Source organism: Nocardiopsis sp. NPDC050513, from assembly GCF_044457925.1.
GTDB lineage: Bacteria > Actinomycetota > Actinomycetes > Streptosporangiales > Streptosporangiaceae > Nocardiopsis.
Map to the genome: position 1 here is coordinate 23,638 of NZ_JBITHK010000005.1, position 23,573 is coordinate 47,210.

Here is a 23,573-nt window from a genome sequence, read left to right on the forward strand (position 1 = left end):
CGGGCCGGAGAGCGGGGTTCCGGCCCGGCCCCGCCCGAGGCGGCCCTCGGGCGGGGTGGGCGGCGGGCGGTCCTAGAAGTCGAAGTCGTCGACGTTGTCCTCGTTGAAGACCGTCGGCGGGCCGAGCACGATCTCGCCGCCCTCGCCGATGGTGTACTCGCCGAGTTCACCGGCGGTGAAGGTCTCGCCCTCGGCCCCGGTGATCCGTCCCGCCCTCAGCGCGGCGCCGGTGTGGCCCGCCAGGTAGCCCAGCTCGTGCGGGTTCCACAGGGCGAACTCCTCTACGGTGCCGTCGTGGACGAACTCGCGCATCTGGTTGGGCGTGCCCAGTCCGGTGATGGCGACCTCGCCCTTGTACTCGGAGTCGCTGATGTAGCGGGCCGCCGCCGCGATGCCGACGGTGGTCGGCGACACGACGCCGTCCAGGTCCGGGTAGGACTGCATCAGGCCCTGCATCTCCTGGAAGGACTGCAGGTCGTCGTCGTTGCCGTAGACGGTGTCGACCAGCTCCAGGCCGGCGTACTCGTCCTCCTGCAGGATCTCCTCCATCGCCGCGATCCAGGTGTTCTGGTTGGTGGCGTTGGGGGTGGCCGACAGGATGGCGAAGGTGCCCTCGCCGCCGATCTGCTCGGAGATCATCTCGACCAGCGCACGGCCGATGAGCTCGTCGGAGGACTGGTTGACGAACACGTCGGTGCAGTTGGCGTCGGAGTCGTAGCCGACGATGGCCGCGCCGTTGTCGCGGGCCTCGTTCAGCGCCGGGCAGACCGCGTCGGGGTCGTTGGCGGCGATGACGATGACGTCGCTGCCCGCCTGGCTGGCGGCGTTGATGTACTCGACCTGGGAGTCGGCGGTGGGCTCGGTGCCGCCGCGCTCGGTGTACTCGCCGGCCAGCTCCTCCACGGCCTGGGCCCCGCCGGCGTTGACGATGTCGGAGTAGGGGTTGTTCAGCTGCTTGGGCAGGAAGTCGATCTTCAGGCCCTCGGGGATCTCCGCGTCGGGGTCGGCGGTGCCGGTCGGCCCGGTGGTGTCGGTCTCCTCGGCGTCGTCGATGGTGGTTCCGCCGCAGGCGGCGGTCATCAGGACGGCGGCGGCCGCGGCGGCCAGGGCCAGGTGGCGGGGGCGCAGGGGATCGGTCATGACTGTTCTCCGATACGTGGACGGTCGGCGGAGCCGGTGGCGGGGACGGGGACGGGGACGGGTGCGCGTCTGGAACGGACGCGGGCCACGAGGTTCGGTGCGACCACCGAGGCGATGAGGATCAGACCGGTGACGATCTGGAGCACCTCGCTGGTCAGACCGAAGAGCTGGAGGGCGTTGCGGACGGTGCCGAGCAGCAGCACGCCGCTCATGACGCCCAGGATCGAGCCGACGCCTCCGAAGATGGACACGCCGCCCAGCAGGACGGCGGCCACGACCTGGAGTTCCAGGCCGAAGGCGGTGTCGGCGCGCGAGGTGCCGTACTGCAGGGTCCAGAACACACCGGCGCCGGCGGCGACCGCGCCGCTGAGGGTGAACAGCCAGAACTTGGTCCACCTGACGGGGGTTCCGGAGAAGCGGGCGGCCTCGTCGTTGTTGCCGATGTCGAACAGGGAGCGGCCGACGGACGTGGCGTGCAGCAGGACCGCGAACAGCAGGGCCAGGAGCAGCACGGCCACGGCGATCCACGGCAGCCCCTCGATGCCCAGGAAGGGGTCGCGTGCTCCGCTGACCCAGCTCCGCGGGTAGCTGGCGACCGCCCGGTCGCCGAGGAGGACGTAGGCCAGGCCCCGGTACAGGGCCATGGTGCCGATGGTGACGGCCAGGGACGGCAGTCCCAGGACGGTGACCAGGACTCCGTTGACGGCGCCCAGTCCGGCACCCACCGCCAGGCAGATCCACAGCGCGGTCTCGATGGGTACTCCGGCCTCCCAGAGGACGCCCAGGGTGGCGCTGGTCAGGGCGAGGGTGCTCGCCACCGAGAGGTCGATCTCGCCGGTGATGACGATCAGGGTCATCGGCAGGGCCATCAGGGCGATGGCGGCGATGCTCAGCAGCAGGAAGCTGATGTTGCGCCCGGTCGCGAACATGTCCACGAACAGGGACGCGCCGAGCAGCGTCACGATGAGCACGGCGACGACCGGTGACTCGCGCAGGGACAGCAGCGACGCGATCCGCCGTGCGGTTCCGGGCCGGTCGGGGCCGGTCGCCGGGGCGTTCGCCGCCGGGGTGGTGATGACGCGTTCAGGCGCCACGGGCACCTCCTCCTCGAAGCTTGCGGGCCGTGCGCAGCGCCAGCAGGCGGTCCAGGCCGATCGCGGCCAGGATGAGCGCGCCCACCACGGCCTGCTGCCAGAACTGGTTGATCTGCCAGATGGGCAGGGCGGCGGTGATGGTGGTGAGCAGGACCGCGCCCAGGGCGGCCCCGTAGACGGTGCCCACTCCCCCGGCGATGGCGACGCCTCCGACGACGGCGGCGGCCACGACCTGGAGTTCCATGCCGGTGCCGACGGTGGAGTCGACGGTGCCGTAGCGGGCGGCGAACAGGACTCCGGCGAGTCCGGCCAGGGCGCCGTTGGCGGCGAAGGCGACGATGACGCGGCGTCCGGCGGGGATGCCGGACAGGCGCGCGGCGTCGGCGTTGGAGCCGATCGCGTAGAGCTCGCGTCCGGAGCGGTAGCTGGCCAGGTAGAACCCGACCGCGACGACCACGGCGACGGCGATCGCCGCGGGCAGGGGCACGCCCACGACGCTGATCCGGCCCAGGGCCAGGAAGGACTCGGGCATGTCGTGCGCGTTGACCTGGCCGCCCGCCGCCCACCAGTGGTTGAGGCCGCGGTAGGCGTACAGGGTGCCCAGGGTGACGACCAGCGCCGGAACCTGGACCGCGGTGACGAGCAGGCCGTTGGCCAGGCCGCACACCAGGCCGATGAGCACGCCCGCGACCATGACGACAGAAACGGGCAGCCCCGGGAACGCGACGAAGAGGGTCCCGGTGCCGAAGGCCGCCAGCCCCATGACGGAGCCGACCGAGAGGTCGACGTTCTTGGTGACCAGGACCAGAGCCTGGCCGACGGCCAGGACGGACAGGACGGTGGCGCCCAGGAACAGGTCGCGTACGCCCTGGCTGGAGAGGAAGCCGGGGTTGTGCAGCCAGGTGGCGCCGATCAGCAGGACGACGGCCAGAAGGACGCCGAGTTCGCGGACCTGGCGCCGGCGCCGGACCGGGCCCCTGGGGGCGGGCGGAGCCGTCGACCCGGCGTCGGCGGGCGCGGTGGCGGGTGAGTTCATCAGGCGGCCTCGCTCGGTCGCTGTCCGGTGGCCGCGTACATGACCGACTCCTCGTCGGCCTGGTCGCGGTCGAGTTCGGCGGTGATACGGCCCTCGTGCATGACCAGGACCCGGTCGGCCATGCCCAGGACCTCGGGCAGTTCGCTGGAGACCATGACAATGGCCAGGCCCTGACCTGCCAGGGTGGACAGCAGGCGGTGGACCTCGGCCTTGGTGCCCACGTCGATGCCACGGGTGGGCTCGTCGACGAACAGCACGCGCGGTTCGGTCGAAAGCCACTTGGCCAGGACGACCTTCTGCTGGTTGCCGCCGGAGAGGGTGGAGACGGCGTCGGTGAGGGCGCCGGCCTTGAGCTGGAGTCTGGCCCCCCACGCGCGTGCGCTGGCGCGCTCGGCCCGCGGGCTGAGCAGCCCGAAGCGGCTGAGCGGCCAGCGCCGGGTGGCGGTGGCGTTGCGCTCGATGGAGGACTCCATGACCAGGCCCTGCTGGCGGCGGTCCTCGGGGACCAGTGCCATCCCGGCGGCCATGGCGGCGCGGGGCCGGCCCGGGGACAGGTCCTCGCCCCGGACGCGGACGGCGCCCGCGTCGTAGCGGTCGACGCCGAACACGGCGCGTACGACCTCGCTGCGTCCGGCCCCCACGAGTCCGGCCAGGGCGACGATCTCGCCCGCGCGCACCGAGAAGGAGACGTCGGCGAAGACACCCCGCCGGGTCAGGCCCTCGACCTCCAGGACGGTGTCGCCGAGCCCGGCGTCCTCCTTCGGGTACAGGCTCGTCACGTCGCGGCCGACCATGCGTCGCACGACGGTGTCCACGTCCAGGTCACCGGTGGGGTCGCAGGAGACGAAGGCGCCGTCGCGGACGACGGTGATGCGGTCGCACAGGCCGAACACCTCGTCGAAGCGGTGGGAGATGAACAGGAGGGCGGCGCCCCCGTCGCGCAGCGCGCGGGCGACGGTGAACAGCCGTTCCGCCTCGACCCCCGACAGGGCGGCGGTGGGCTCGTCCATGACCAGGACGCGGGCGTCGCGGGTGATGGCCTTGGCGATCTCGACCAGCTGCTGGTCGGCGATGGACAGTCCGCGCGCGGGACGGTCCGGGTCGATGTCCACGCCGAGTCGGCCGAAGACCTCCCGGGTGGCGCGCCGCATCGCGGCGTGGTCGATGATGCCCAGCCGGGTGCGGGGCTGGCGGCCGACGAAGATGTTCTCGGCCACCGACAGGTCGGGGAAGAGTGTCGGTTCCTGGTAGATGACCGCGACTCCGGCGCGCTGGGCGTCGGCGGGCGAGGCGAACCCGGTCGGCGCCCCGTCGACCAGGACCTGTCCGCCGTCGGGCCGGTGGACTCCGGCCATCGTCTTGACCAGGGTGGATTTGCCCGCACCGTTCTCTCCCACCAGGGCGTGGATCTCCCCGGCGCGCAGGTGCAGGGACAGTCCTCGCAGAGCCTGGACGCTACCGAAGGACTTGGTGACGTCGACCAGTGCGAGGGGTGGAGGCACCGGTGATCGGTCGTCCGCCACGTGCGCCCTCCTTCTTCGTGTGCCGGTCTCCTGAGGAACCAGGAGAACCGCGCAAAAACGTTTTAATATGAAGTGGATGTTAAGTGGGACACACCACCACGTCAAGGGGGAGATCCAAGAAATCCCAGGTCTCACCCTGGTAACGACGCAAGACCACCCTACGCGCAAGCTCACCTCACCCCTCTCCGCCGTCGTCGTTTTCCGGACTGTTATTGACACGTTTCAATCGGGGTGTGAGCATGAGGGCCGGATCCGGGGGACGTGTCGGTATCCTGCGCGTCGCCCTACGACCGATCATTCGAGCCTGCCCGGGAGTGTCCTTGAGCCCCAGTCCACGCGTCAGTCGCCGCACGGTGGGCATCACCGAGGTCGCCCGGCACGCCGGGGTCTCCCCCGGTACCGTGTCCAACGTCCTCAACCGTCCCGAGCGCGTCGCCGAGGCGACCCGGCGCAAGGTCGAGGCGGCCATCGCCGAACTCGACTACGTGCGCAACTCCTCCGGCAGCAGCCTGCGCTCGGGCCGCAGCGGATCGGTGGGACTCCTGGTCCTGGACGTCACCAACCCCTTCTTCACCGAGGTCGCGCGCGGGGTCGAGGACGAGGCCGCCGAGTCCGGTCTGGCCGTGGTCCTGCTCAACTCCGCGGAGCAGCAGGACCGCCAGCGGCGCAACCTGCGCCTGCTCGCCGAGCAGCGCGCGGCGGGGGCCGTGGTCATGCCGGTGGACGACGACCTGTCCGACCTGGTGTGGCTGAGCCGCCAGGGCACGCCGTGGGTGGCCCTGGACCGGGGCGACGTGGCCGCGGAGGTGGGGTGCAGCGTCAGCGTCGACAACCACGCCGGCGGACTGGCCGCCGGACGCCACCTCATCGGGCTCGGGCACGAGAGCATCACGTTCCTGACCGGCCCCTTCGCGATCGAACAGGTGCGCCAGCGCCACCGGGGCCTGCTCGACGCCTGCGCCGAGGCCGACCTCGACCCCGGGAGCACCGTCCGGGTGGTCGAGCAGCCCCTGCTCAACGCGGCCCAGGGCGAGCGCGCCGTCGACACGGTCCTGGCCGGCGGCCCCCGCCAGCGCCCCCAGGCCGTCTTCTGCGCCAACGACCAGTTGGCGCTGGGCCTGATGAAGGGCCTGGGCCAGCGCGGTGTCCGCGTGCCCGAGGACATCTCGGTCGTGGGCTACGACAACGTCGGCTTCGCCGACCTCGTCCACCCCGGCCTCACCTCCGTCGCCCAGCCCAAGTACGAGCTCGGCCGTTCCGCCATGCGGCTGCTCCACTCGGAGCTGGACGACCCCGACCACCGGCACGAGCGCGTGTGGTTCACCCCCGAACTCGTGGTCCGGGGGTCCACCGCGGCGCGCCGGACCTGATACCTGAGGAGTGCCCAGCATGACCGCCACGACCGACTCCGCCACCGGAGCCCGCACCCGCCGGAACCAGCCCACCGTGGGCCTGGTGGCGGGCGGACTGGGCACGTACTGGCCCCAGTTCCCCGACCTGCTGCCGCAGCTGCGCCGCTCCGCCGCGCGCGTGGCCGAGCGGATGCGCGGGTTCGACGCGGACGTCGTCGACGTCGGCTTCGTCAGTGACGCCGAGGAGGGCGCGGTCGCCGCCGAGCGCCTGCGCGCCGCCGACTGCGACCTCATCGTCTGCTTCCTGACCACCTACCTGACGTCGTCGATGATCGCGCCGATCGCCCAGCGCGGCCACGCGCCGGTGCTGTTCGTCAACCTGCAGCCGACCGAGTCCATGGACCACGCCGCCTTCGACACCGGGCAGTGGCTGGCCTACTGCGGCGCCTGCCCCCTCCCGGAGATGGCCAATCTGTTCGAGCGCCTGGGCGTGGAGTTCCGTTCGGTGTCGGGCTACCTGGAGGACGAACGCGCCTGGGAGCGGATCGGCCGCTGGATCCGCGCGGCGGGCGTGCGGGCGACCATGGGCGGCGCCCGGCACGGACTCATGGGGCACGTGTACCCGGGGATGATGGACGTGGCCACCGACCCCACGCTCATCGCCCGTAACTTCGGCGGCCACGTCGAGGTGGTGGAGTTCGACGACCTGCGCGAGCGGGTGCCCGGCCCCGAGGAGTCCTCGGTGGAGGCCAAGCTGGCCGAGGCCCGGGAGGTGTTCGAGGTGACCGACTCCGTGGTGGCCGAGGACTTCCGCTGGGGCGCCCAGGTGGCGGTCGGGCTCGACCGCCTCGTGGACGACTTCTCCCTGGACAGCCTGTCCTACTACCACCGGGGTCTGGCTGGCGAGCTGCACGAGCGGCTCGGCGCCGGGATGATCCTGGGCGCCTCGCTGCTGACCGCCCGGGGCGTTCCGGCCGTGGGCGAGTTCGAGCTGCGCACGTGCATGGCGATGCTGATGATGGACCGGTTGGGCGGGGGCGGGTCCTTCACCGAACTCCAGGCCCTGGACTTCACCCGCGGACACGTGGAGATGGGCCACGACGGCCCGGCGCACCTGGCGATCAGCGCGCGCAGGCCGCTGCTGCGGGGCCTGGGCGTCTACCACGGCAAGCGCGGCTGGGGCGTGTCGGTGGAGTTCGACGTCAGGCACGGCCCGGTCACCCTGTTCGGGGTGATCCAGCGCCGCGACGGGTCGTTCGCCCTGCTGACCGCCGAGGGGCGCACCGGTGAGGGCCCGCTGCTGCGGATCGGCAACACGACCTCGCGCGTGGACTTCGGCTGCGACCCCGGCGAGTGGGTGGACGCCTGGAGCGCCACCGGCATCGCCCACCACTGGGCGTTGGGCACCGGGCACCGCGCCGCGGACGTGCGCGCCGTGGCCGACCTCATGGGGCTGGAGCACGTCCATCTGACGGTCTGATCCCCCTCCGGCCCCGCGGCGGCGGGGCCGGACCGGCGCCGCCGGCCATGACGGTGTCCGGCGCGCGGGCCTCCTTCATGCCTTGTGAAACGTTCTACCGTCTCATGCAGGACTGACCTCCCACGTGCGCCAGAGTGATCTTGACAACCCAGTCTCTCTGGGGATACCTTCAGCGCTGGTTCGTAAAAACGATTTAACTCCCCTCGTAAGACGGTTGCCCGCACCTCGAACGGAGACGTCCCGTGTCAGCTCTCCCCAACGTCCGCGCCGGTGTCCTCGACACCCTGAGGCGCCAGCACATCGAACTCCCCTCGTGGGCGTTCGGGAACTCCGGCACACGGTTCAAGGTGTTCGCGCAGCCCGGCGTGCCGCGGGACCCGTGGGAGAAGATCGCCGACGCCGCCCACGTCCACCGCCTGACCGGCGTGGCTCCCACCGTCGCCCTGCACATCCCCTGGGACCGGGTCGACGACTACGCGGCCCTCAGCGAGCACGCCCGCGACCTCGGGGTGGGCATCGGCGCGATCAACGCCAACGTCTTCCAGGACGACGACTACCGCCTGGGCAGCGTGGCCAACCCCGACCCCGCGGTGCGGCGCAAGGCGATCGACCACCTCCTGGAGTGCGTCGACGTCATGGACGCGACCGGCTCCCGGGACCTGAAGCTGTGGTTCGCCGACGGCACCAACTACCCCGGCCAGGACGACCTGCGCGCCCGCCAGGACCGCCTCGCCGAGGCCCTCTCCGAGGTCTACGACCGGCTCGGCCCCGACCAGCGCATGCTGCTGGAGTACAAGCTCTTCGAGCCCGCCTTCTACGCCACCGACGTCCCCGACTGGGGCACCGCCTACGCCCACTGCCTGGAGCTGGGCGAGCGGGCCGTGGTGTGCGTGGACACCGGCCACCACGCCGCCCACACCAACATCGAGTTCATCGTCTCCGTCCTGCTGCGCGCCGGAAAGCTCGGCGCCTTCGACTTCAACTCCCGCTTCTACGCCGACGACGACCTCATGGTCGGCGCCGCCGACCCCTTCCAGCTCTTCCGGATCATGTACGAGGTGGTGCGCGGCGGCGGCCTGGACGCCGGCGCCGGGGTCGCCTTCATGCTCGACCAGTGCCACAACATCGAGCCGAAGATCGCCGGGCAGATCCGCTCGGTGATGAACGTGCAGGAGGCCACCGCCAAGGCCCTGCTCGTGGACGGCGACGAACTCGCCGCGGCCCAGCGCGACGGCGACGTGCTCGCCGCCAACGCCGCGCTCATGGACGCCTTCAACACCGACGTGCGCCCCCTGCTCGCCGGCCTGCGCGAGGTCATGGGCCTGGACCCCGACCCGATGGCCGCGCACGCCCGCTCCGGCTACCTGGAGAAGGTCGCCGCCGAGCGCGTGGGCGGAACCCAGGCGGGGTGGGGCGCGTGAGCACCGAGCCGACCGCCGACGCCACCAACGACCAGGGATCCGCCATGACCGACTCCACCATCGTCGACCTGCTGACCCGCAGCAACACGCTGGGATCCGACCCGCGCAACACCAACTACGCGGGCGGCAACACCTCCGCCACCGGGACCCGGACCGACCCCGTCACGGGAGAGCCCGTCGAGCTGCTCTGGGTGAAGGGCTCCGGCGGCGACCTGGGCACCCTCACCGAGGAAGGGCTGGCCGTCCTGCGGCTGGACCGGCTCCGCGCGCTCGTCGACGTCTACCCCGGCGAGGAGCGCGAGGACGAGATGGTCGCCGCCTTCGACCACTGCCGGTTCGGCGGGGACGGGGCCGCGCCCTCCATCGACACCGCGATGCACGGGCTGGTCCGCGCCGCCCACGTCGACCACCTGCACCCCGACTCGGGGATCGCGCTGGCCACCGCCGCCGACGGCGAGGAGCTCACCCGCGCCTGCTTCGGCGACCGCGTCCTGTGGGTCCCCTGGCGCCGTCCCGGCTTCCAGCTCGGGTTGGACATCGCCCGCATCGCGCAGGAGAACCCGGACGCCATCGGCGTCGTGCTCGGCGGACACGGGATCACCGCCTGGGGCGCCACCAGCGCCGAGTGCCAGGCCAACTCGCTGGAGATCATCCGCACCGCCGAACGCTTCATCGCCGACCGGGGCCGCCCCGAACCGTTCGGCCCGGTCGTGAAGGGCCGCGAACCGCTGGAGCCCGGGCCGCGCCGGGCCCGCGCCGCCGAACTCGCCCCCCTCGTGCGCGGCCTGGCCTCCACCGACCACCCGCAGGTCGGCCACTTCACCGACAGCGAGGAGGTGCTGGACTTCCTCGCCCGCGCCGAGCACCCCCGGCTGGCCGCCCTGGGCACCTCCTGCCCCGACCACTTCCTGCGCACCAAGGTCCGGCCCATGGTGCTGGACCTGCCCGCCGACGCACCGATCGAGGACGCCGCGGCCCGACTGCGCGAACTCCACCGGGAGTACCGGGCCGAGTACCGCGCCTACTACGAGCGCCACGCCGACGCCGACAGCCCCGCCATGCGGGGCGCCGACCCGGCGATCGTCCTCGTCCCGGGCGTGGGCATGTTCTCCTTCGGCAAGGACGCCCGGACCGCGCGCGTGGCGGGCGAGTTCTACGTCAACGCGATCAACGTCATGCGGGGCGCCGAGGCGCTGTCCTCCTACCGGCCCATCGAGGAGTCGGAGAAGTTCCGCATCGAGTACTGGGCCCTGGAGGAGGCCAAGCTCGCCCGCCTGCCCGCTCCCAGGCCGCTGGCCGCCCGGGTGGCGCTGGTGACCGGCGCGGCGAGCGGCATCGGCAGGGCCATCGCCCGACGCCTGGCCGCCGAGGGCGCGTGCGTGGTGGTCGCCGACCTGGACGCCGACAGGGCGGCCGAGACCGCCGCCGAACTCGGCTCCGCGGACACGGCCGTGGGCGTGGCGTGCGACGTCAGCGACGCCGCCGCGGTCGCCGCCGCCTTCGACGCCGCCGCGCTGGCCTTCGGCGGAGTGGACCTGGTGGTCAACAACGCCGGACTGTCCGTCTCCAAGCCGCTGCTGGAGACCACCGAGCGGGACTGGGACCTGCAGCACGACGTCATGGCCAAGGGCTCCTTCCTCGTCTCCCGCGAGGCCGCCCGGGTGATGACCGAGCAGGGCATGGGCGGCGACATCGTCTACATCGCCTCCAAGAACGCGGTCTTCGCCGGTCCCAACAACGTCGCCTACTCCGCCGCCAAGGCCGACCAGGCCCACCAGGTGCGGCTGCTCGCCGCCGAACTGGGCGAGCACGGGATCCGCGTCAACGGGGTCAACCCCGACGGGGTGGTGCGCGGCTCGGGGATCTTCGCCGGAGGGTGGGGCGCCCAACGCGCCAAGGTCTACGGGGTGTCCGAGGAGGACCTCGGCGCGTTCTACGCCAAGCGCACCCTGTTGGGGCGCGAGGTCCTGCCCGAACACGTGGCCAACGCGGTGTACGCGCTCACCTGCGGGGAGCTGTCCCACACCACCGGTCTGCACGTGCCCGTCGACTCCGGCGTCGCCGCCGCCTTCCTGCGATGAGCACCGTCCACGCCGCCGTCGACCTGGGGGCCTCCAGCGGGCGCGTCCTGGCCGGGCGCGTCGACGGCGGGCGACTGCGCACCGAGGAGGTGGCCCGCTTCGCCAACGGGCCCGTCCACCTGCCCGGCCCGGGAGGCGGAACCCTGCACTGGGACGTGCTCGCCCTGTACGCCAACGCCACCGCCGGACTGCGCGCCGCCGCCGACCGGTTCGGTCCGCTGGCGTCGGCGGGCATCGACTCCTGGGCCGTGGACTACGGTCTGCTGGACGCCGACGGCTCCCTGCTCGGCAACCCCGTCCACTACCGGGACGCGCGCACCGACGGAGCGTCCGACCGGGTGTTCGCGCACCTGCCCTCCGCCGAGCTGTACCGGGTGACCGGCCTGCAGGTGCAGCCGTTCAACACGGTGTTCCAGCTCGCCGCGGCGGCCTCCGAAGCCCGGACGGCCGCCGCCCGCCGCCTGCTGCTGATCCCCGACCTGCTCGGCCACTGGCTGACCGGCGCGCAGGTCGCCGAACTGACCAACGCCTCCACCACGGGGCTGCTCGACGTCCGCGACCGCGACTGGTCGCCGCGCGTCCTCGACGTCCTCGCCGGGGCGTTCGGGGTCGACGCCGCCGGTCTGCTCCCCGAGGTCGTCGAACCGGGGACCGTGGTGGCCCCGGTGCGCGCCGGCGAGGACCTCGGCGCCGCCGCCGGAACGCCGCTGGTGGCGGTCGGCTCCCACGACACCGCCTCGGCGGTGGCCGCCGTCCCCGCCACCGGGCCGGACTTCGCCTACGTCTCCTGCGGCACCTGGTCCCTGGTGGGCATGGAACTGGACGCCCCGCTGGTGTCGGAGGCGGGGCGGGCCGACAACTTCACCAACGAGTTGGGCGTGGACGGGACCGTCCGCTACCTGCGCAACGTGATGGGCCTGTGGCTGCTCCAGGAGTCGGTGCGCACCTGGAGCCGGCGGGGGCGGGAGGTGCGGCTGGACGACCTGCTCGCCCGGGCCGCCCGTGCTCCGGAGCTGGCCTGTGTGGTGGACGTCGACGACGCACGCTTCCTCCCGCCCGGCGACATGCCCGCGCGCATCGACGCCTACGCCCGCGACACCGGGCAGAGGCCGCCCGCCGACGACGCGGAGACGGCGCGGTGCGTCATCGACTCCCTCGCCCTGGCCTACCGGCGTTCGGTGCACCGCGCCGCCGATCTGACCGGTCGCCGCGTCGACACGGTGCACCTGGTCGGCGGCGGGGCGCACAACACGCTGCTGTGCCAGCGGGCCGCCGACGCGATCGGGCTGCCGGTGGTCGCCGGACCGACCGAGGCCACCGCGATCGGTAACCTGCTGGTCCAGGCGCGCGCGGTCGGCGCGGTCGAGGGCGACCTGGCGCGGCTGCGCCGGATCGTGGCCGACTCCGCCGGGGTGCGCCGTTACGAGCCGACCGGGAGCCAGCGTCCCTGGGAGGACGCCCAGGCCCGGATCGGCGGAGCGGTCGGATGACGGCCGACGGAAGGGGTACCCGCATGCGTGTGTCGCTCTTCGCCACCTGTGTGGTGGACACCATGGCGCCGCGTGCGGCCTGGGCCACCGCCCGCCTCCTGGAACGGCTCGGCCACGGCGTCACCGTTCCCGCCGGGCAGAGCTGCTGCGGGCAGATGCACGTCAACTCCGGCTACCGCGGCCAGGCCGTGCGCGTGGTCGCCAACCACGTCCGGGCCTTCGAGGGCGCGGACGTGGTGGTGGCCCCCTCGGGGTCGTGCGTGGCCTCCATCCGCCACCAGCAGGCGATGGTGGCCCGCCGGGCCGGTGACGAGGGGCTGGCCAGGGCCGCCGAGGAGCTGGCCTCGCGCACCTACGAGCTCTCCCAGTTCCTGGTGGACGTGCTGGGTGTGGAGGACGTCGGCGCCAGCTACCCGCACCGCGTCACCTACCATCCCGCCTGCCACGGCGCGCGCGTGCTGGGCCTCGGCGACCGGCAGCTGCGGCTGCTGCGCGCCGTGCGCGGCCTGGAACTGGTGGAGCTGCCCGGGGCCGACCAGTGCTGCGGTTTCGGCGGCACGTTCGCCCTGAAGAACGCCGACACCTCCGCCGCCATGCTCTCCGACAAGATCTCCTCGATCGTGTCCACCCGGGCCGAGGTCTGCACCGCGGGCGACGCCTCCTGCCTCATGCACATCGGCGGCGGGTTGTCGCGGCTGCGCGCGGCCACCGGCACCGTCCACCTGGCCGAGATCCTCGCGGCCACCGACGACACGGAGGAGGCCGTCTCATGAGCCCCACCTTCCTGGGCATGCCCGGCGTTTCCCACGGCAGCGGCAACCTGGGGGGCGACGAACCGTTCCCGCGTGCGGCCGCCCGCCACCTCGCCGACCACCAGATGCGCGCCAACCTGGCCCGCGCGACCGGCACCATCCGCGCTAAACGGGCCTCCGCCGTGGGCGAGCTGCCCGACTGGGAACAGCTGCGGGAGTCGGGACGCGCGGTCAAGGACGCCACCATGGCCCGCCTCGACCACCATCTGGTCGAACTGGAGCGGCGGGTCACCGCACGCGGCGGCACCGTGCACTGGGCCCGCGACGCCGACGAGGCCAACCGGATCGTCACCGACCTGGTACGCGCCACCGGAGCCGAGGAGGTGGTCAAGGTCAAGTCGATGGCCACCCAGGAGATCGGCCTCAACGAGGCGCTGGAACGGGAGGGGATCACCGCCTGGGAGACCGACCTCGCCGAACTGATCGTCCAGCTCGGAGACGACCGGCCCTCGCACATCCTCGTCCCCGCCATCCACCGCAACCGCGCCGAGATCCGGCGGATCTTCCTGGAGACGATGCCGGGCGTCGACCCCGACCTGACGGACGACCCCCGGCGGCTCGCCATGGCCGCGCGCGCCTACCTGCGGGAACGCTTCCTGCGGGCGAAGGTGGCGATCAGCGGCGCCAACTTCGCGGTGGCCGAGACCGGAACCCTGGCGGTGGTGGAGAGCGAGGGCAACGGCCGGATGTGCCTGACCCTGCCGGACACGCTGATCACCGTCATGGGGATCGAGAAGACCGTCCCCACCTGGCGTGACCTGGAGGTGTTCCTCCAGACCCTGCCGCGCTCGTCCACCGGTGAGCGGATGAACCCCTACACCTCGACGTGGACCGGCGTGACCCCCGGCGACGGGCCGCGCGAGTTCCACCTGGTGCTGCTCGACAACGGCCGCACCGCCGCGCTCGCCGACCCGACCGGCCGCCAGGCGCTGCACTGCATCCGGTGTTCCGCGTGCCTGAACGTGTGCCCGGTCTACGAGCGCACGGGCGGACACGCCTACGGGTCGGTCTACCCGGGACCGATCGGCGCGGTGCTGTCCCCGCAGTTGACCGGGGTGGAGGCCAACCCGTCGCTGCCGTACGCGTCCACACTGTGCGGGGCGTGCTACGAGGTCTGCCCGGTGGCCATCGACATCCCCTCGATCCTGGTGGACCTGCGCGGTCGGCAGGTCGAGTCCCACCGGGGCCCGACACCGGAGAAGGCCGCCTTCGGAGCGGTCGCCCGGATCATGGCGCGCCCCCGCCTGTGGCGGTCGGCCCAGCGGCTGACCCGGCTGGGACGCCTGCTCGCCCGCGGCCGCGCCACCCTGCCCGCCGCGATGCCCCCACCGCTGTCGAGGTGGACCCGCACCCGCGACCTGCCCACCCCGCCGGGTGAGACGTTCACCGAGCGCTGGGCCCGCGACCACGGTGACCGGGCATGAGGCGTCACCGTCCCCGACCCGGCCCGCGGGAGAGCGTTCCCGCGGCCGTGGGCACCGAACAGACGAGGAGTTTCCACCGGTGAGCGCACGCGAGGAGATCCTGGCGCGCATCCGCGCGGCCAACGGCGCGGCCGCGGCGAGCGGGTCGGAGGTGCCGCGCGACTACCGGCGGCGCGACGGTCGCGCGCCCGGTCACCCCGAACTGCTGGACCTGTTGGAGGACCGGCTGGTCGACTACCGGGCCACCGTGCACCGCTGCGGGCCCGAAGCGGTGGCCGCGACGGTGGAGGCCGCCCTGGCCGAGTCCCTGGGACCGGACCGCGCCGAGGTGCTGGCCGCTCCCGGACTCCCCGAGGCGTGGACACCCTCGGACGCCGGCCGCGACGACGGCCGTCCCGCCGTCCGTCTGGGTGAGTGCGGCGCCTCGGTCACCGGCACGGCCGTCGCGATCGCCGAGACCGGGACGCTGGTCCTGGACTCGGGGCCCGTCTGCGGACGCAGGGCGCTGTCCCTGCTGCCCGACGTGTGCGTGTGCGTGGTCCGCGCCGACCAGGTGGTGGGCGGGGTCCCCGAGGCCCTGGCCCGCCTGGACCCGCTCGCCCCGCTCACGTTCGTCAGCGGCCCGTCGGCCACCAGCGACATCGAGCTGGAGCGGGTGGAGGGCGTGCACGGCCCCCGCACCCTGCACGTCGTGCTGGTGGCGTCGGCCTGACGGTCACGCCGTACCGGGAGGGTTCGCGGCGGATCCCCGTGGTGAGGTGGGCGGGAGGGTTTACAGGCCGACCCCTTGGGGTGCTGTACCGGGAGGGTTGGCGGCGGATCCACTGTGGTGAGGTGGGCGGGAGGGTTTCCGGGCCGACCCCCTGTGGTTGAGCATCCGCGACGGTGACCCTCGAACCCCCCTGTGGCCAGGCGCGCGGGGGACGCTCTGCCCAACCCCCCTGAGGCTGAGCAAGGCAGGGATGCTTTCCCCAACCCCCCTGTGGTCCTGTACCGGTCAGGCCTCCCCAACCCCCTTGTGGTTGGGCGGGGCAGGGATGTTTTGCCTAACCCCCCTGTGGTTGGGCGGGCTGGGAGGGTGTAGACCCCCTTTCCGGTGACGGACGTGCGGACCGGTGTGGGGCTTGGGGCGGGTGTTTCCTGGACCGTCCACCCCCCGCTCCTGGGGCCGGGGGTGTCATCACTTCGGAATCACGTTCCCACGTGGTGACCGCCGCCTGCATATCTGTGGACCGTCAGCGGTGACCATAGGTGAGGGACCTCGCCCTCCGGAACGAATTCGCTGCGCGAACACGCCCTCCGGACGAGCCACACCCCCACCGGTGACCGGGGCAGTAAAACACCACACCCAACCCCCTACGGACCCGAGAACAGGACCACCCAACCCCCCAGTAGTAACCGGGGCGGTCGCGCCTACCCCAACCCCCTGGGGCGAGCGAGGCGGGAGAATTTGCGGCCACCCCCAGCGGCACAGGCTTCCGGGCGGGCTCTCGGTGACCCGGGGCGGTCGGGGTTTCCGTCCAATCCCCGAGCCGCACGGACCCCGTCGAGAGACCTTGTGGTGACCCGGGGGTCAGATGGGACGGCGGCCGGTCAGGCCGATCGGCGCGCGATGTCGGCCACCGACGGGCGGGTGGCCGGAATCCCTCCCCGCCCGGCCCAGCCACAGGGGGGTTCGAGGGTCACCGTTCCCGGGCGCTCAACCCCTCGGGGGGTAGAGGGTCACTGTCCCTCATCGGCCAGCTACTGGGGGGTTGGGTTGTCCGGTTCTCGGGTCCATAGGGGGCTGGGTGTGGTGTTTTCCTGCCCCGGTCACCGGTGGGGGTGTGGCTCGTCCGGAGGGCGTGTTCGCGCAGCGAATTCGTTCCGGAGGGCGAGGTCCCTCACCTATGGTCACCGCTGGCGGTCCACAGATATGCAGGCGGCGGTCACCACGTGGGAACGTGATTCCGAAGTGATGACACCCCCGGCCCCAGGAGCGGGGGGTGGACGGTCCAGGAAACACCCGCCCCAAGCCCCACACAGGTCCGCACGTCCGTCACCGGAAAGGGGGTCTACACGCTCACTGCCCGCTCAGCTACAGGGGGGTTGGGGAAAGCATCCCTGCCCTGCTCAGCCCCAGGGGGGTTGGGGAGGCCTGACCGGTACAGGACCACAGGGGGGTTGGGCAAAGCATTCCTGTCCCGTCCAGCCACAGGGGGGTTGGGCAGGGCGTCCCCCGCGCGCCTGGCCACAGGGGGGTTCGAGGGTCACCGTCGCGGATGCTCAACCACAGGGGGGTTAGGGAGGCCTGACCGGTACAGGACCACAGGGGGGTTGGGGAAAGCATCCCTGTCCTGCTCAGCCCCAGGGGGGTTAGGCAGAGCGTCCCCCGCGCGCCTGGCCACAGGGGGTTCGAGGGTCACCGTCGCGGATGCTCAACCACAGGGGGGTTAGGGAGGCCTGACCGGTACAGGACCACAGGGGGGTTGGGAAGCATCCCTGCCCTGCTCGGCTACAGGGGGGTTGGGCAGAGCGTCCCCCGCGCGCCTGGCCACAGGGGGGTTCGAGGGTCACCGTCGCGGATGCTCAACCACAGGGGGGGGTCGGCCCGGAAACCCTCCCGCCCACCTCACCACAGTGGATCCGCCGGGAACCCTCCCGCCACACCACCACAGGGGGTCGGACGCCGGGACCGGCCCCGCCGGGCCGGTGGAGGACGCGGTGTCGCGCGACCGAGTCGCACACCGGCACCGGTGTGCGACCCGCTTCCCCGCTAGGCCGACTGCTTGGTGACGGTCGTGCCGACCCGCTCGGCACGCTGCGCGACGCGTTCGGCGCGGTGGCGTCGGGCCTCGTCCGGGTCCAGCACCGGCGCCGCCCCGAGCAACTGACGCGTGTACTCCGAAGACGGCGACTCATACACACTGTCGCTGTCACCCATCTCCACGACCTCACCCTGACGCATCACCGCGACCCGGTCCGAGACCTGCCGCACCACCGCCAGATCATGCGCCACGAAGATATACGTCAACCCGAAGTCGTCCTGCAACTCCGACAACAACTTCAACACCTGATCCTGCGTCGACACGTCCAACGCCGACACCGGCTCGTCGCACACGATCAGCTTCGGCTTGAGGATCAACGCCCGCGCGATCGCGATCCGCTGCCGCTGACCACCCGAGAACGCGTGCGGGAACCGGTTGTAATGATCCGGCGAGAGCCCCACCCGCTCCAACAGCTCCTGCACCCGCGCCCGGATCAGCCCCGTGTCCTTCTCCCCCTGCACCCGCAACGCGGTGCCGATCGCGTCCCCCACCGTCACCCGCGGATTCAGCGAGGAGTACGGGTTCTGGAACACCATCTGCACGTCCCGCCGCAACGGACGCAACTCCCGCTCGGACATGTGCGTGATGTCACGGCCCTCGAACTCCACCCGGCCCCGGGTCGGCTCCAACAACCGCATCACCATCCGCGACAGAGTCGACTTCCCCGACCCCGACTCCCCCACGATCCCCAGCGTCTCCCCCTGGAACAGATCGAAGGACACACCCTTGACCGCCCAGAAATCCGACGCCCGACCCCACAGACCACCACGCACCCTGAAACACTGCGCCACATCCTCCACCCGCAACAGCGGCGTCCCCGACGAGACGGACGAGGCGGACGAGGTGGAAGGCTCAGAAGAAACGGAAGCGACAGACGAGACAGAAGAAGCAGACGAGGCAGGCGCGGGACCCCCGGCGCCCGCCGCCCCGGCGACGGCGCCCGCTCCCCGCTCGCGCTCGGCGCGCTCGGCCCGGTCCCGGGCGCGGCGCTGGGCCCGCGAGACCTCCACCCGCGGCACCGCCGCCAGCAACCCCCGCGTGTAAGGATGCGCCGGCGCCGACAGCACCGTGCGCACGTCCCCCCGCTCCACCGCCACACCGTGGCGCATCACCACGACCTCGTCCACCGACCCGGCCACCACCGCCAGGTCGTGCGAGACCAGGATCAACCCCATGTCCAGATCCCGACGCAACTCGTCCAACAGGTCCAGCACCTGCGCCTGCACCGTCACGTCCAACGCGGTGGTCGGCTCGTCGGCCAACAGCACCTTGGGATCGCACATCAACCCCATCGCGATCACCACGCGCTGGCGCATACCGCCGGAGAACTCGTGCGGGTAGGAGTTGACCCGCCGACCCGGGTCCGGGATACCCACCCGCTCCAACGACTCCACCGCCCGCGCCCGGGCCCGCGCCCGCGACGCCTTGGGATGGTGCACCCGGTACGCCTCCACCAACTGGTTCCCGATCGTGTACTGCGGATGCAGCGACTGCATCGGATCCTGGAACACCATCGCGATGTCATTGCCGCGCATCCGCCGCAACTGCCTGTCCGAAGCCGCCACCACGTCCTGGCCCGCGACCCGGATCGCCCCCGAGACCCGCGCCCGCGACCCCCGGTGCAACCCCATCAACGCCAGCGAGGTCACGCTCTTACCCGAGCCCGACTCCCCCACGATCCCCAACGCGCCACCACGCGCCACCTCGAAGGACAACCCGTTCACCGCGTGGACGTCACCGTCCATCGTCGGGAACGCCACCCGCAGGTCGTCCACCCGGACGACGGGCTCGGTCGAGGCCATGTCAGATTCCTTCGTTCGTTGGTCAGGTACTGCGCCGGCGTACTACTTCGCGATCCGCACCCGCGGGTCGACGACGGGGTACAGCAGGTCGACGATGAGGTTGCAGACGACGATGAAGAACGCGCCCATCAGGGTCACGCCGAGGATCACCGGGAGGTCCTTGGCGATGATGGCGTCGATCGCGTACTTGCCGATGCCGTTGAGCGAGAACGTCGTCTCGGTCAGGATGGCGCCGCCGAGCACCAGGCCGAGGTCGAGGCCGAAGATGGTGACGATCGGCGTCAGCGTGGGCCGCAGCGCGTGCTTGAAGATGACCCGGCGCTCGCTCAGGCCCTTGGCCCGGGCGGTGCGGATGTAGTCCTCGCCCAGGGTCTCCAGCATGCCCGCGCGGGTCTGGCGCGCGTACTGGGCGGCGTGCAGGAACGCCAGCGTCACCCAGGGCAGGAACATCACCTGGAACCAGGCGAGGGGGTCCTCGGTCAGGGGCACGTAGCGCGGAACCGGGAAGAGGTTCCAGTTGTGCACCAGGAACGACAGGGAGAGCAGACCGGTGAAGTAGATCGGCAGCGAGACGCCGACCAGGGCCAGCGACATGGCGATCCGGTCGAAGACGCTGCCCTTCTTGACGGCCGAGAGCACGCCCACGGCCACTCCGCCGACGACCCACATGACGGCCGCGCCCGCGGCCAGGGACATCGTGACCGGAAGGCGGTCGATGATCTGCCCGAGGACCGGGGTGTTGGTCGTGAACGAGTAGCCCAGGCACGGCGCCGCGCACTCCACCGTCGTCCGGCCGAAGGTGTACTCGGTGCCGAAGAGCAGCGTCCGGATGAAGTCGTAGAACTGGACGGCGATCGGCTGGTCCAGCCCGAGCCGTTCGACCGTGGCCGCCAGGGCCTCAGGGGTGGGCGCCTTGCCCACGTACATGGCGGCCATGCCCTCCGGCGTCACGCCCGCCCACTTGGGCAGGACGAAGAAGATCCAGAAGGTGACCATCGTGACGATGGCGAGCAGCAACAGGCCCGCACCGAGTCGGCGGAGAATGTAGGTCAGCATCGCGGTCGGCGGCGGGGACACCCGCGGGGCCGCGGGGCCCCGCCGCCTTCACCTGCCTTGTCGTGGTAGTTCGGAACGTGGCGGGTGGTGGCTAACCGCGGTCCACACCCAGGGCCATGAAGTCGTACATGGCGTAGCCGGGCTGGAAGTAGACGTTGGTCAGCTCGGTGGAGCGGTAGAACATCGCGCGGTCGAAGACCACGGGCAGGATGGCGGCCTGCTCCATGACGAGCGTGTCGATCTGCTCGTAGATCGCGGCGCGCTCCTCCGGGTCCTCGGTCTGGACCGCCTGGTCCCACAGCTCGTTGATCTCGGGGTCGTCGAGCTCGGCCATGTTGTAGTTGCCGGACTCGACGATGGCGCGGCCGTCGGTGATCGGCTGGGCGAAGCCGTAGCCGGTGGGCCAGTCGGGGATCCAGCCGGAGACGCTCAGGCCGATGTTGTTCTCGCGGACGAAGTCCTGGGAACCGGCGTACTGGCCGTAGAAGTCACCGGCCGGGTAGGTCTCGATGGTGACGTCGATACCGACGCGGGTCAGGGCCTCCTGGAGGGCCTCCGCGGTCTGGACGTCGTTCTCGCGGCCCTCGCGAACGGCGATGACGGTCTCGAAGCCGTCCTCCTCGCCGCACTCCTCCAGCTTCTCGCGGGCGGCGTCGAGGTCGCCCGTGTTGTCCGCGGAGGGGTACAGGTCGCTCTCCGGGTTGGAACCCGGGATCTGCGGCGGGATCAGGTTGGTGGCGATGTCGCCGCCCAGGTCGCCGCCCCAGGCGCGGTGCATGCTGTCGCGGTTGGCCGCGTACATGATGGCCTGGCGGCAGGCCACGTCCTCGATCACCGGGATGTGGATGTTCACGTAGCGCGTGGCGCCCGAGTACAGGTTGTCGATGTTCGGGCGGGCGGACTCGTCGCCGGCCAGACGGCTGTGCATGGCCGGACCCACACCGATGCCGGACAGGTCGACGTCGAGGTCGCCGTTGACCAGGCGCTCGTCGATCTCGTCCTGGTTGACGCCGATCTCGACCTCGACGCGGTCCGGCAGGGCCGCGCGGATCTGGTCGCTCTCGGCGTCCCATTCCTCGTTGCGCACGAGGTTGAGCTGGACGCCGGGCTCGTAGTCCCCGTCGAACTTGTACGGGCCCGAGGAGAGGACGCGCTGCTGGTAGAGCTCACCCGTGTCCGCGTCCACCGGGACCGGAGCGGTCTGCGGCAGGATCAGCATGTTCGGGAACTCGGAGAAGCTCTCCTTGAGGTGGAAGACCAGGGTGTGGTCGTCCGGGGTCTCGATGGCGTCGAACTCGCCGAGCGGGTCGGAGGACTCGTAGACGTTGAAGTCCTCGTCGGCGTCGAGCTTCTGGGAAAAGTAGCTCGGGCCGTTGACCAGGGTGCCGCCGTTGAAGTCACCGCGGATGATGCCGTACTTGATGTCCTGGGCGGTGATCTCGGTGCCGTCCTCGTAGCGGAGGCCCTCCTGGATCTGCACCGTCCACTCGGTGAAGTCCTCGTTGGGCTCGGGCATGCCCGCGGCCATGTCGGGGACCAGGTCGGTGGCGTTCTCGCCCGGCTCCGGGTTGTAGGCCAGCAGGGTGCGCGCGTAGTAGCGCGAGAAGTTCCAGCTGAAGCCGTAGTACGTGTTGCCCGGGTCGACCGAGTCGAAGTCCGCCTGGATCGCGTAGCGCAGGGTGCCGCCCGTGGCGTCCGACGGGTTGACGATCTCGCTCTCACCGGCGTTGAAGCCTGCGCCGGCGGCGTCGCCGCCACCGGAGCCGTCGCCGCCGCCGCACGCGGACAGGAAGATGGACGCCGCCGCGCCGAGCGCGACGAAGCCGAGGGTGCGTTTCCTCAAGGAACTACCTCTCTACCGAACCTGAAAGGGGATGGGTTGGCCCGCGGGTCGATCCGCGACCGATCGGGGTGGGCGACCGCCTCGCCCCGCTCGGACGCGGATCAGTCCGAGGTCTTGGGGTCGAAGGCGTCGCGGAGACCGTCACCGAACAGGTTGAACGCGAGGACGGTGATGAAGATGGCCAGGCCGGGGAAGACGATGAAGTAGGGGCCGTTCTGGTAGAACGGGATCGCCTCGGAGAGCATCTTTCCCCAGCTGGGGGTGGGCGGGTTGATGCCCACGCCCAGGAAGCTCAGCGCCGCCTCGAACAGGATGTTGGTGGGGATCAGCAGCGTCGAGTAGACGAGGATCGGCGTGACCAGGTTGGGCAGGATCTCCTTGACCAGGATGTGCCGGTTCCCGGCGCCCAGGCTGCGGGCGGCCTCGACGAACTCGCGCTCGCGCAGGGAGAGCGTCTGGCCCCGGACGATGCGGGCGATGTAGGGCCAGTTGAAGAACCCGATGATGAAGACGATGACGCCGATGCTGAGGCCGTTGCCGGTCAGGCCGAGGAAGCCGTCCGGGATGACGCCGACGAGGGCGATGGCGAAGAGCATCAGCGGGAAGGCCAGGAAGATGTCCATGGCCCGGCTGATCACGGTGTCGGTCCAACCGCCCTTGTAGCCCGCGATGACGCCGAGGACGGTGCCGATCGCGACGCACACCAGGGTGGACAGGAAGGCGACGAGCAGGGAGATCTGCGCGCCGTAGAGCAGGCGGCTGAGCATGTCGCGGCCCGTGGTGGGTTCGACGCCGAGCCAGTGGTCGGAGCTGATGCCGCCCCAGGGGTCGGTGACCGCGAAGCCGCTGGCCGGGTCGTAGGGGTTCTCCGGGTCCTGGTAGGGGAGCCGGGTGGAGGGGTCGATGAGGTCCTGGTGGTACTGGGTCGGCGGGTAACCGAACCACTTCGTCAGGAGCGGCGCCAGGATCGCGGCGAGGATGAGCAGGACGACGACCGCGCCGGAGACCATCGCGACCCTGTCGCGCCGCAGCCGCTGCCACGCGATCTGCCGGAGGGAGCGGTTGTCCGCTCCGCCGTGACCGGCCCCGGACTCCTCGACGGCGTCCGCTGCGGTCGGCTCGTCCGCCGACTCGGGGGCTTGCGAGGGCGCGCTCATCGGGACACCACTCTCTCCACTCATTCGGTGCCGAGCGGTGACTGGACCCGCGCGT

Annotated in this window: 16 protein-coding genes; 8 read left to right on the forward strand and 8 right to left on the reverse strand. The window is 71.5% G+C overall.

The genetic code is table 11. From position 1 onward, the window contains the following. Nucleotides 1–72 precede the first annotated feature (72 nt). The 4 genes from rhaS to ACIBFB_RS10425 are packed head-to-tail and all read right to left on the reverse strand — an operon-like array spanning nucleotide 73 to nucleotide 4,793. Nucleotides 73–1,140, reverse strand: coding sequence for a rhamnose ABC transporter substrate-binding protein (gene rhaS / locus ACIBFB_RS10410; protein ID WP_397228512.1), 1,068 nt, complete (start codon nucleotides 1,138–1,140; stop codon nucleotides 73–75). Continuing rightward, nucleotides 1,137–2,240 (reverse strand): ABC transporter permease, encoded by a 1,104-nt coding sequence (locus ACIBFB_RS10415; protein ID WP_397228514.1) that lies wholly within the window; start codon nucleotides 2,238–2,240, stop codon nucleotides 1,137–1,139. The genes rhaS and ACIBFB_RS10415 overlap by 4 nt, the downstream gene beginning before the upstream one ends. Beyond that, nucleotides 2,224–3,270, reverse strand: coding sequence for an ABC transporter permease (locus ACIBFB_RS10420; protein ID WP_397228516.1), 1,047 nt, complete (start codon nucleotides 3,268–3,270; stop codon nucleotides 2,224–2,226). The genes ACIBFB_RS10415 and ACIBFB_RS10420 overlap by 17 nt, the downstream gene beginning before the upstream one ends. Beyond that, nucleotides 3,270–4,793, reverse strand: coding sequence for a sugar ABC transporter ATP-binding protein (locus tag ACIBFB_RS10425; protein WP_397228518.1), 1,524 nt, complete (start codon nucleotides 4,791–4,793; stop codon nucleotides 3,270–3,272). Before ACIBFB_RS10425 ends, ACIBFB_RS10420 begins: the two co-directional genes overlap by 1 nt. 320 nt (nucleotides 4,794–5,113) lie before the next feature. Between ACIBFB_RS10425 and ACIBFB_RS10430 the strand changes: the two genes are divergently transcribed. The 8 genes from ACIBFB_RS10430 (at nucleotide 5,114) to ACIBFB_RS10465 (ending at nucleotide 15,565) form a co-directional block, all read left to right on the forward strand. Next, the gene (locus ACIBFB_RS10430; protein ID WP_397228520.1) at nucleotides 5,114–6,163 is read left to right on the forward strand and encodes a LacI family DNA-binding transcriptional regulator; all 1,050 of its coding nucleotides are present in this window, start codon (nucleotides 5,114–5,116) and stop codon (nucleotides 6,161–6,163) included. 19 nt (nucleotides 6,164–6,182) lie between these two features. Further along, nucleotides 6,183–7,625, forward strand: coding sequence for an arabinose isomerase (locus tag ACIBFB_RS10435; RefSeq protein ID WP_397228522.1), 1,443 nt, complete (start codon nucleotides 6,183–6,185; stop codon nucleotides 7,623–7,625). 242 nt (nucleotides 7,626–7,867) lie between these two features. Continuing rightward, nucleotides 7,868–9,046: an L-rhamnose isomerase gene (gene rhaI / locus ACIBFB_RS10440; protein WP_397228524.1), complete on the forward strand. Its 1,179-nt coding sequence runs from the start codon at nucleotides 7,868–7,870 to the stop codon at nucleotides 9,044–9,046. 44 nt (nucleotides 9,047–9,090) lie between these two features. Then, the gene (locus ACIBFB_RS10445; RefSeq protein ID WP_397229235.1) at nucleotides 9,091–11,127 is read left to right on the forward strand and encodes a bifunctional aldolase/short-chain dehydrogenase; all 2,037 of its coding nucleotides are present in this window, start codon (nucleotides 9,091–9,093) and stop codon (nucleotides 11,125–11,127) included. Next, on the forward strand, nucleotides 11,124–12,617 hold the full coding sequence (locus ACIBFB_RS10450) for a rhamnulokinase family protein (RefSeq protein WP_397228526.1): 1,494 nt from the start codon (nucleotides 11,124–11,126) through the stop codon (nucleotides 12,615–12,617). Before ACIBFB_RS10445 ends, ACIBFB_RS10450 begins: the two co-directional genes overlap by 4 nt. 23 nt (nucleotides 12,618–12,640) lie before the next feature. Next, on the forward strand, nucleotides 12,641–13,390 hold the full coding sequence (locus ACIBFB_RS10455) for a (Fe-S)-binding protein (protein ID WP_397228528.1): 750 nt from the start codon (nucleotides 12,641–12,643) through the stop codon (nucleotides 13,388–13,390). Beyond that, a complete protein-coding gene (locus ACIBFB_RS10460; RefSeq protein ID WP_397228530.1) occupies nucleotides 13,387–14,853 on the forward strand; it encodes a LutB/LldF family L-lactate oxidation iron-sulfur protein in 1,467 nt (488 codons plus the stop codon). The genes ACIBFB_RS10455 and ACIBFB_RS10460 overlap by 4 nt, the downstream gene beginning before the upstream one ends. Nucleotides 14,854–14,932: 79 nt before the next feature. After that, nucleotides 14,933–15,565, forward strand: a complete 633-nt coding sequence (locus tag ACIBFB_RS10465; RefSeq protein WP_397228532.1) for a lactate utilization protein C — start codon at nucleotides 14,933–14,935, stop codon at nucleotides 15,563–15,565. A 2,043-nt stretch (nucleotides 15,566–17,608) separates the two neighbouring features. On the opposite strand, the gene ACIBFB_RS10470 is transcribed toward ACIBFB_RS10465, so the two are convergent. From ACIBFB_RS10470 to ACIBFB_RS10485, 4 genes are all read right to left on the reverse strand, one after another. Next, entirely contained in the window at nucleotides 17,609–19,462 is a 1,854-nt protein-coding gene (locus tag ACIBFB_RS10470; protein ID WP_397228534.1) for an ABC transporter ATP-binding protein, read from the reverse strand. A gap of 42 nt (nucleotides 19,463–19,504) precedes the next feature. Then, a complete protein-coding gene (locus tag ACIBFB_RS10475; protein ID WP_397228536.1) occupies nucleotides 19,505–20,518 on the reverse strand; it encodes an ABC transporter permease in 1,014 nt (337 codons plus the stop codon). Nucleotides 20,519–20,609: 91 nt separating this feature from the next. Beyond that, the gene (locus ACIBFB_RS10480) at nucleotides 20,610–22,361 is read right to left on the reverse strand and encodes an ABC transporter substrate-binding protein (protein WP_397228538.1); all 1,752 of its coding nucleotides are present in this window, start codon (nucleotides 22,359–22,361) and stop codon (nucleotides 20,610–20,612) included. 101 nt (nucleotides 22,362–22,462) lie between these two features. After that, nucleotides 22,463–23,518: an ABC transporter permease gene (locus ACIBFB_RS10485; protein WP_397228540.1), complete on the reverse strand. Its 1,056-nt coding sequence runs from the start codon at nucleotides 23,516–23,518 to the stop codon at nucleotides 22,463–22,465. Nucleotides 23,519–23,573 lie beyond the last annotated feature (55 nt).

Bases quoted from the DNA above. Each gene is read 5' to 3' on its own strand.
- rhaS (WP_397228512.1), bottom strand. From the start codon at position 1,140: ATGACCGATCCCCTGCGCCCCCGCCACCTGGCCCTGGCCGCCGCGGCC.
- ACIBFB_RS10420 (WP_397228516.1), bottom strand. From the start codon at position 3,270: ATGAACTCACCCGCCACCGCGCCCGCCGACGCCGGGTCGACGGCTCCG.
- ACIBFB_RS10435 (WP_397228522.1), top strand. From the start codon at position 6,183: ATGACCGCCACGACCGACTCCGCCACCGGAGCCCGCACCCGCCGGAAC.
- ACIBFB_RS10445 (WP_397229235.1), top strand. From the start codon at position 9,091: ATGACCGACTCCACCATCGTCGACCTGCTGACCCGCAGCAACACGCTG.
- ACIBFB_RS10450 (WP_397228526.1), top strand. From the start codon at position 11,124: ATGAGCACCGTCCACGCCGCCGTCGACCTGGGGGCCTCCAGCGGGCGC.
- ACIBFB_RS10455 (WP_397228528.1), top strand. From the start codon at position 12,641: ATGCGTGTGTCGCTCTTCGCCACCTGTGTGGTGGACACCATGGCGCCG.
- ACIBFB_RS10460 (WP_397228530.1), top strand. From the start codon at position 13,387: ATGAGCCCCACCTTCCTGGGCATGCCCGGCGTTTCCCACGGCAGCGGC.
- ACIBFB_RS10470 (WP_397228534.1), bottom strand. From the start codon at position 19,462: ATGGCCTCGACCGAGCCCGTCGTCCGGGTGGACGACCTGCGGGTGGCG.
- ACIBFB_RS10475 (WP_397228536.1), bottom strand. From the start codon at position 20,518: ATGCTGACCTACATTCTCCGCCGACTCGGTGCGGGCCTGTTGCTGCTC.
- ACIBFB_RS10485 (WP_397228540.1), bottom strand. From the start codon at position 23,518: ATGAGCGCGCCCTCGCAAGCCCCCGAGTCGGCGGACGAGCCGACCGCA.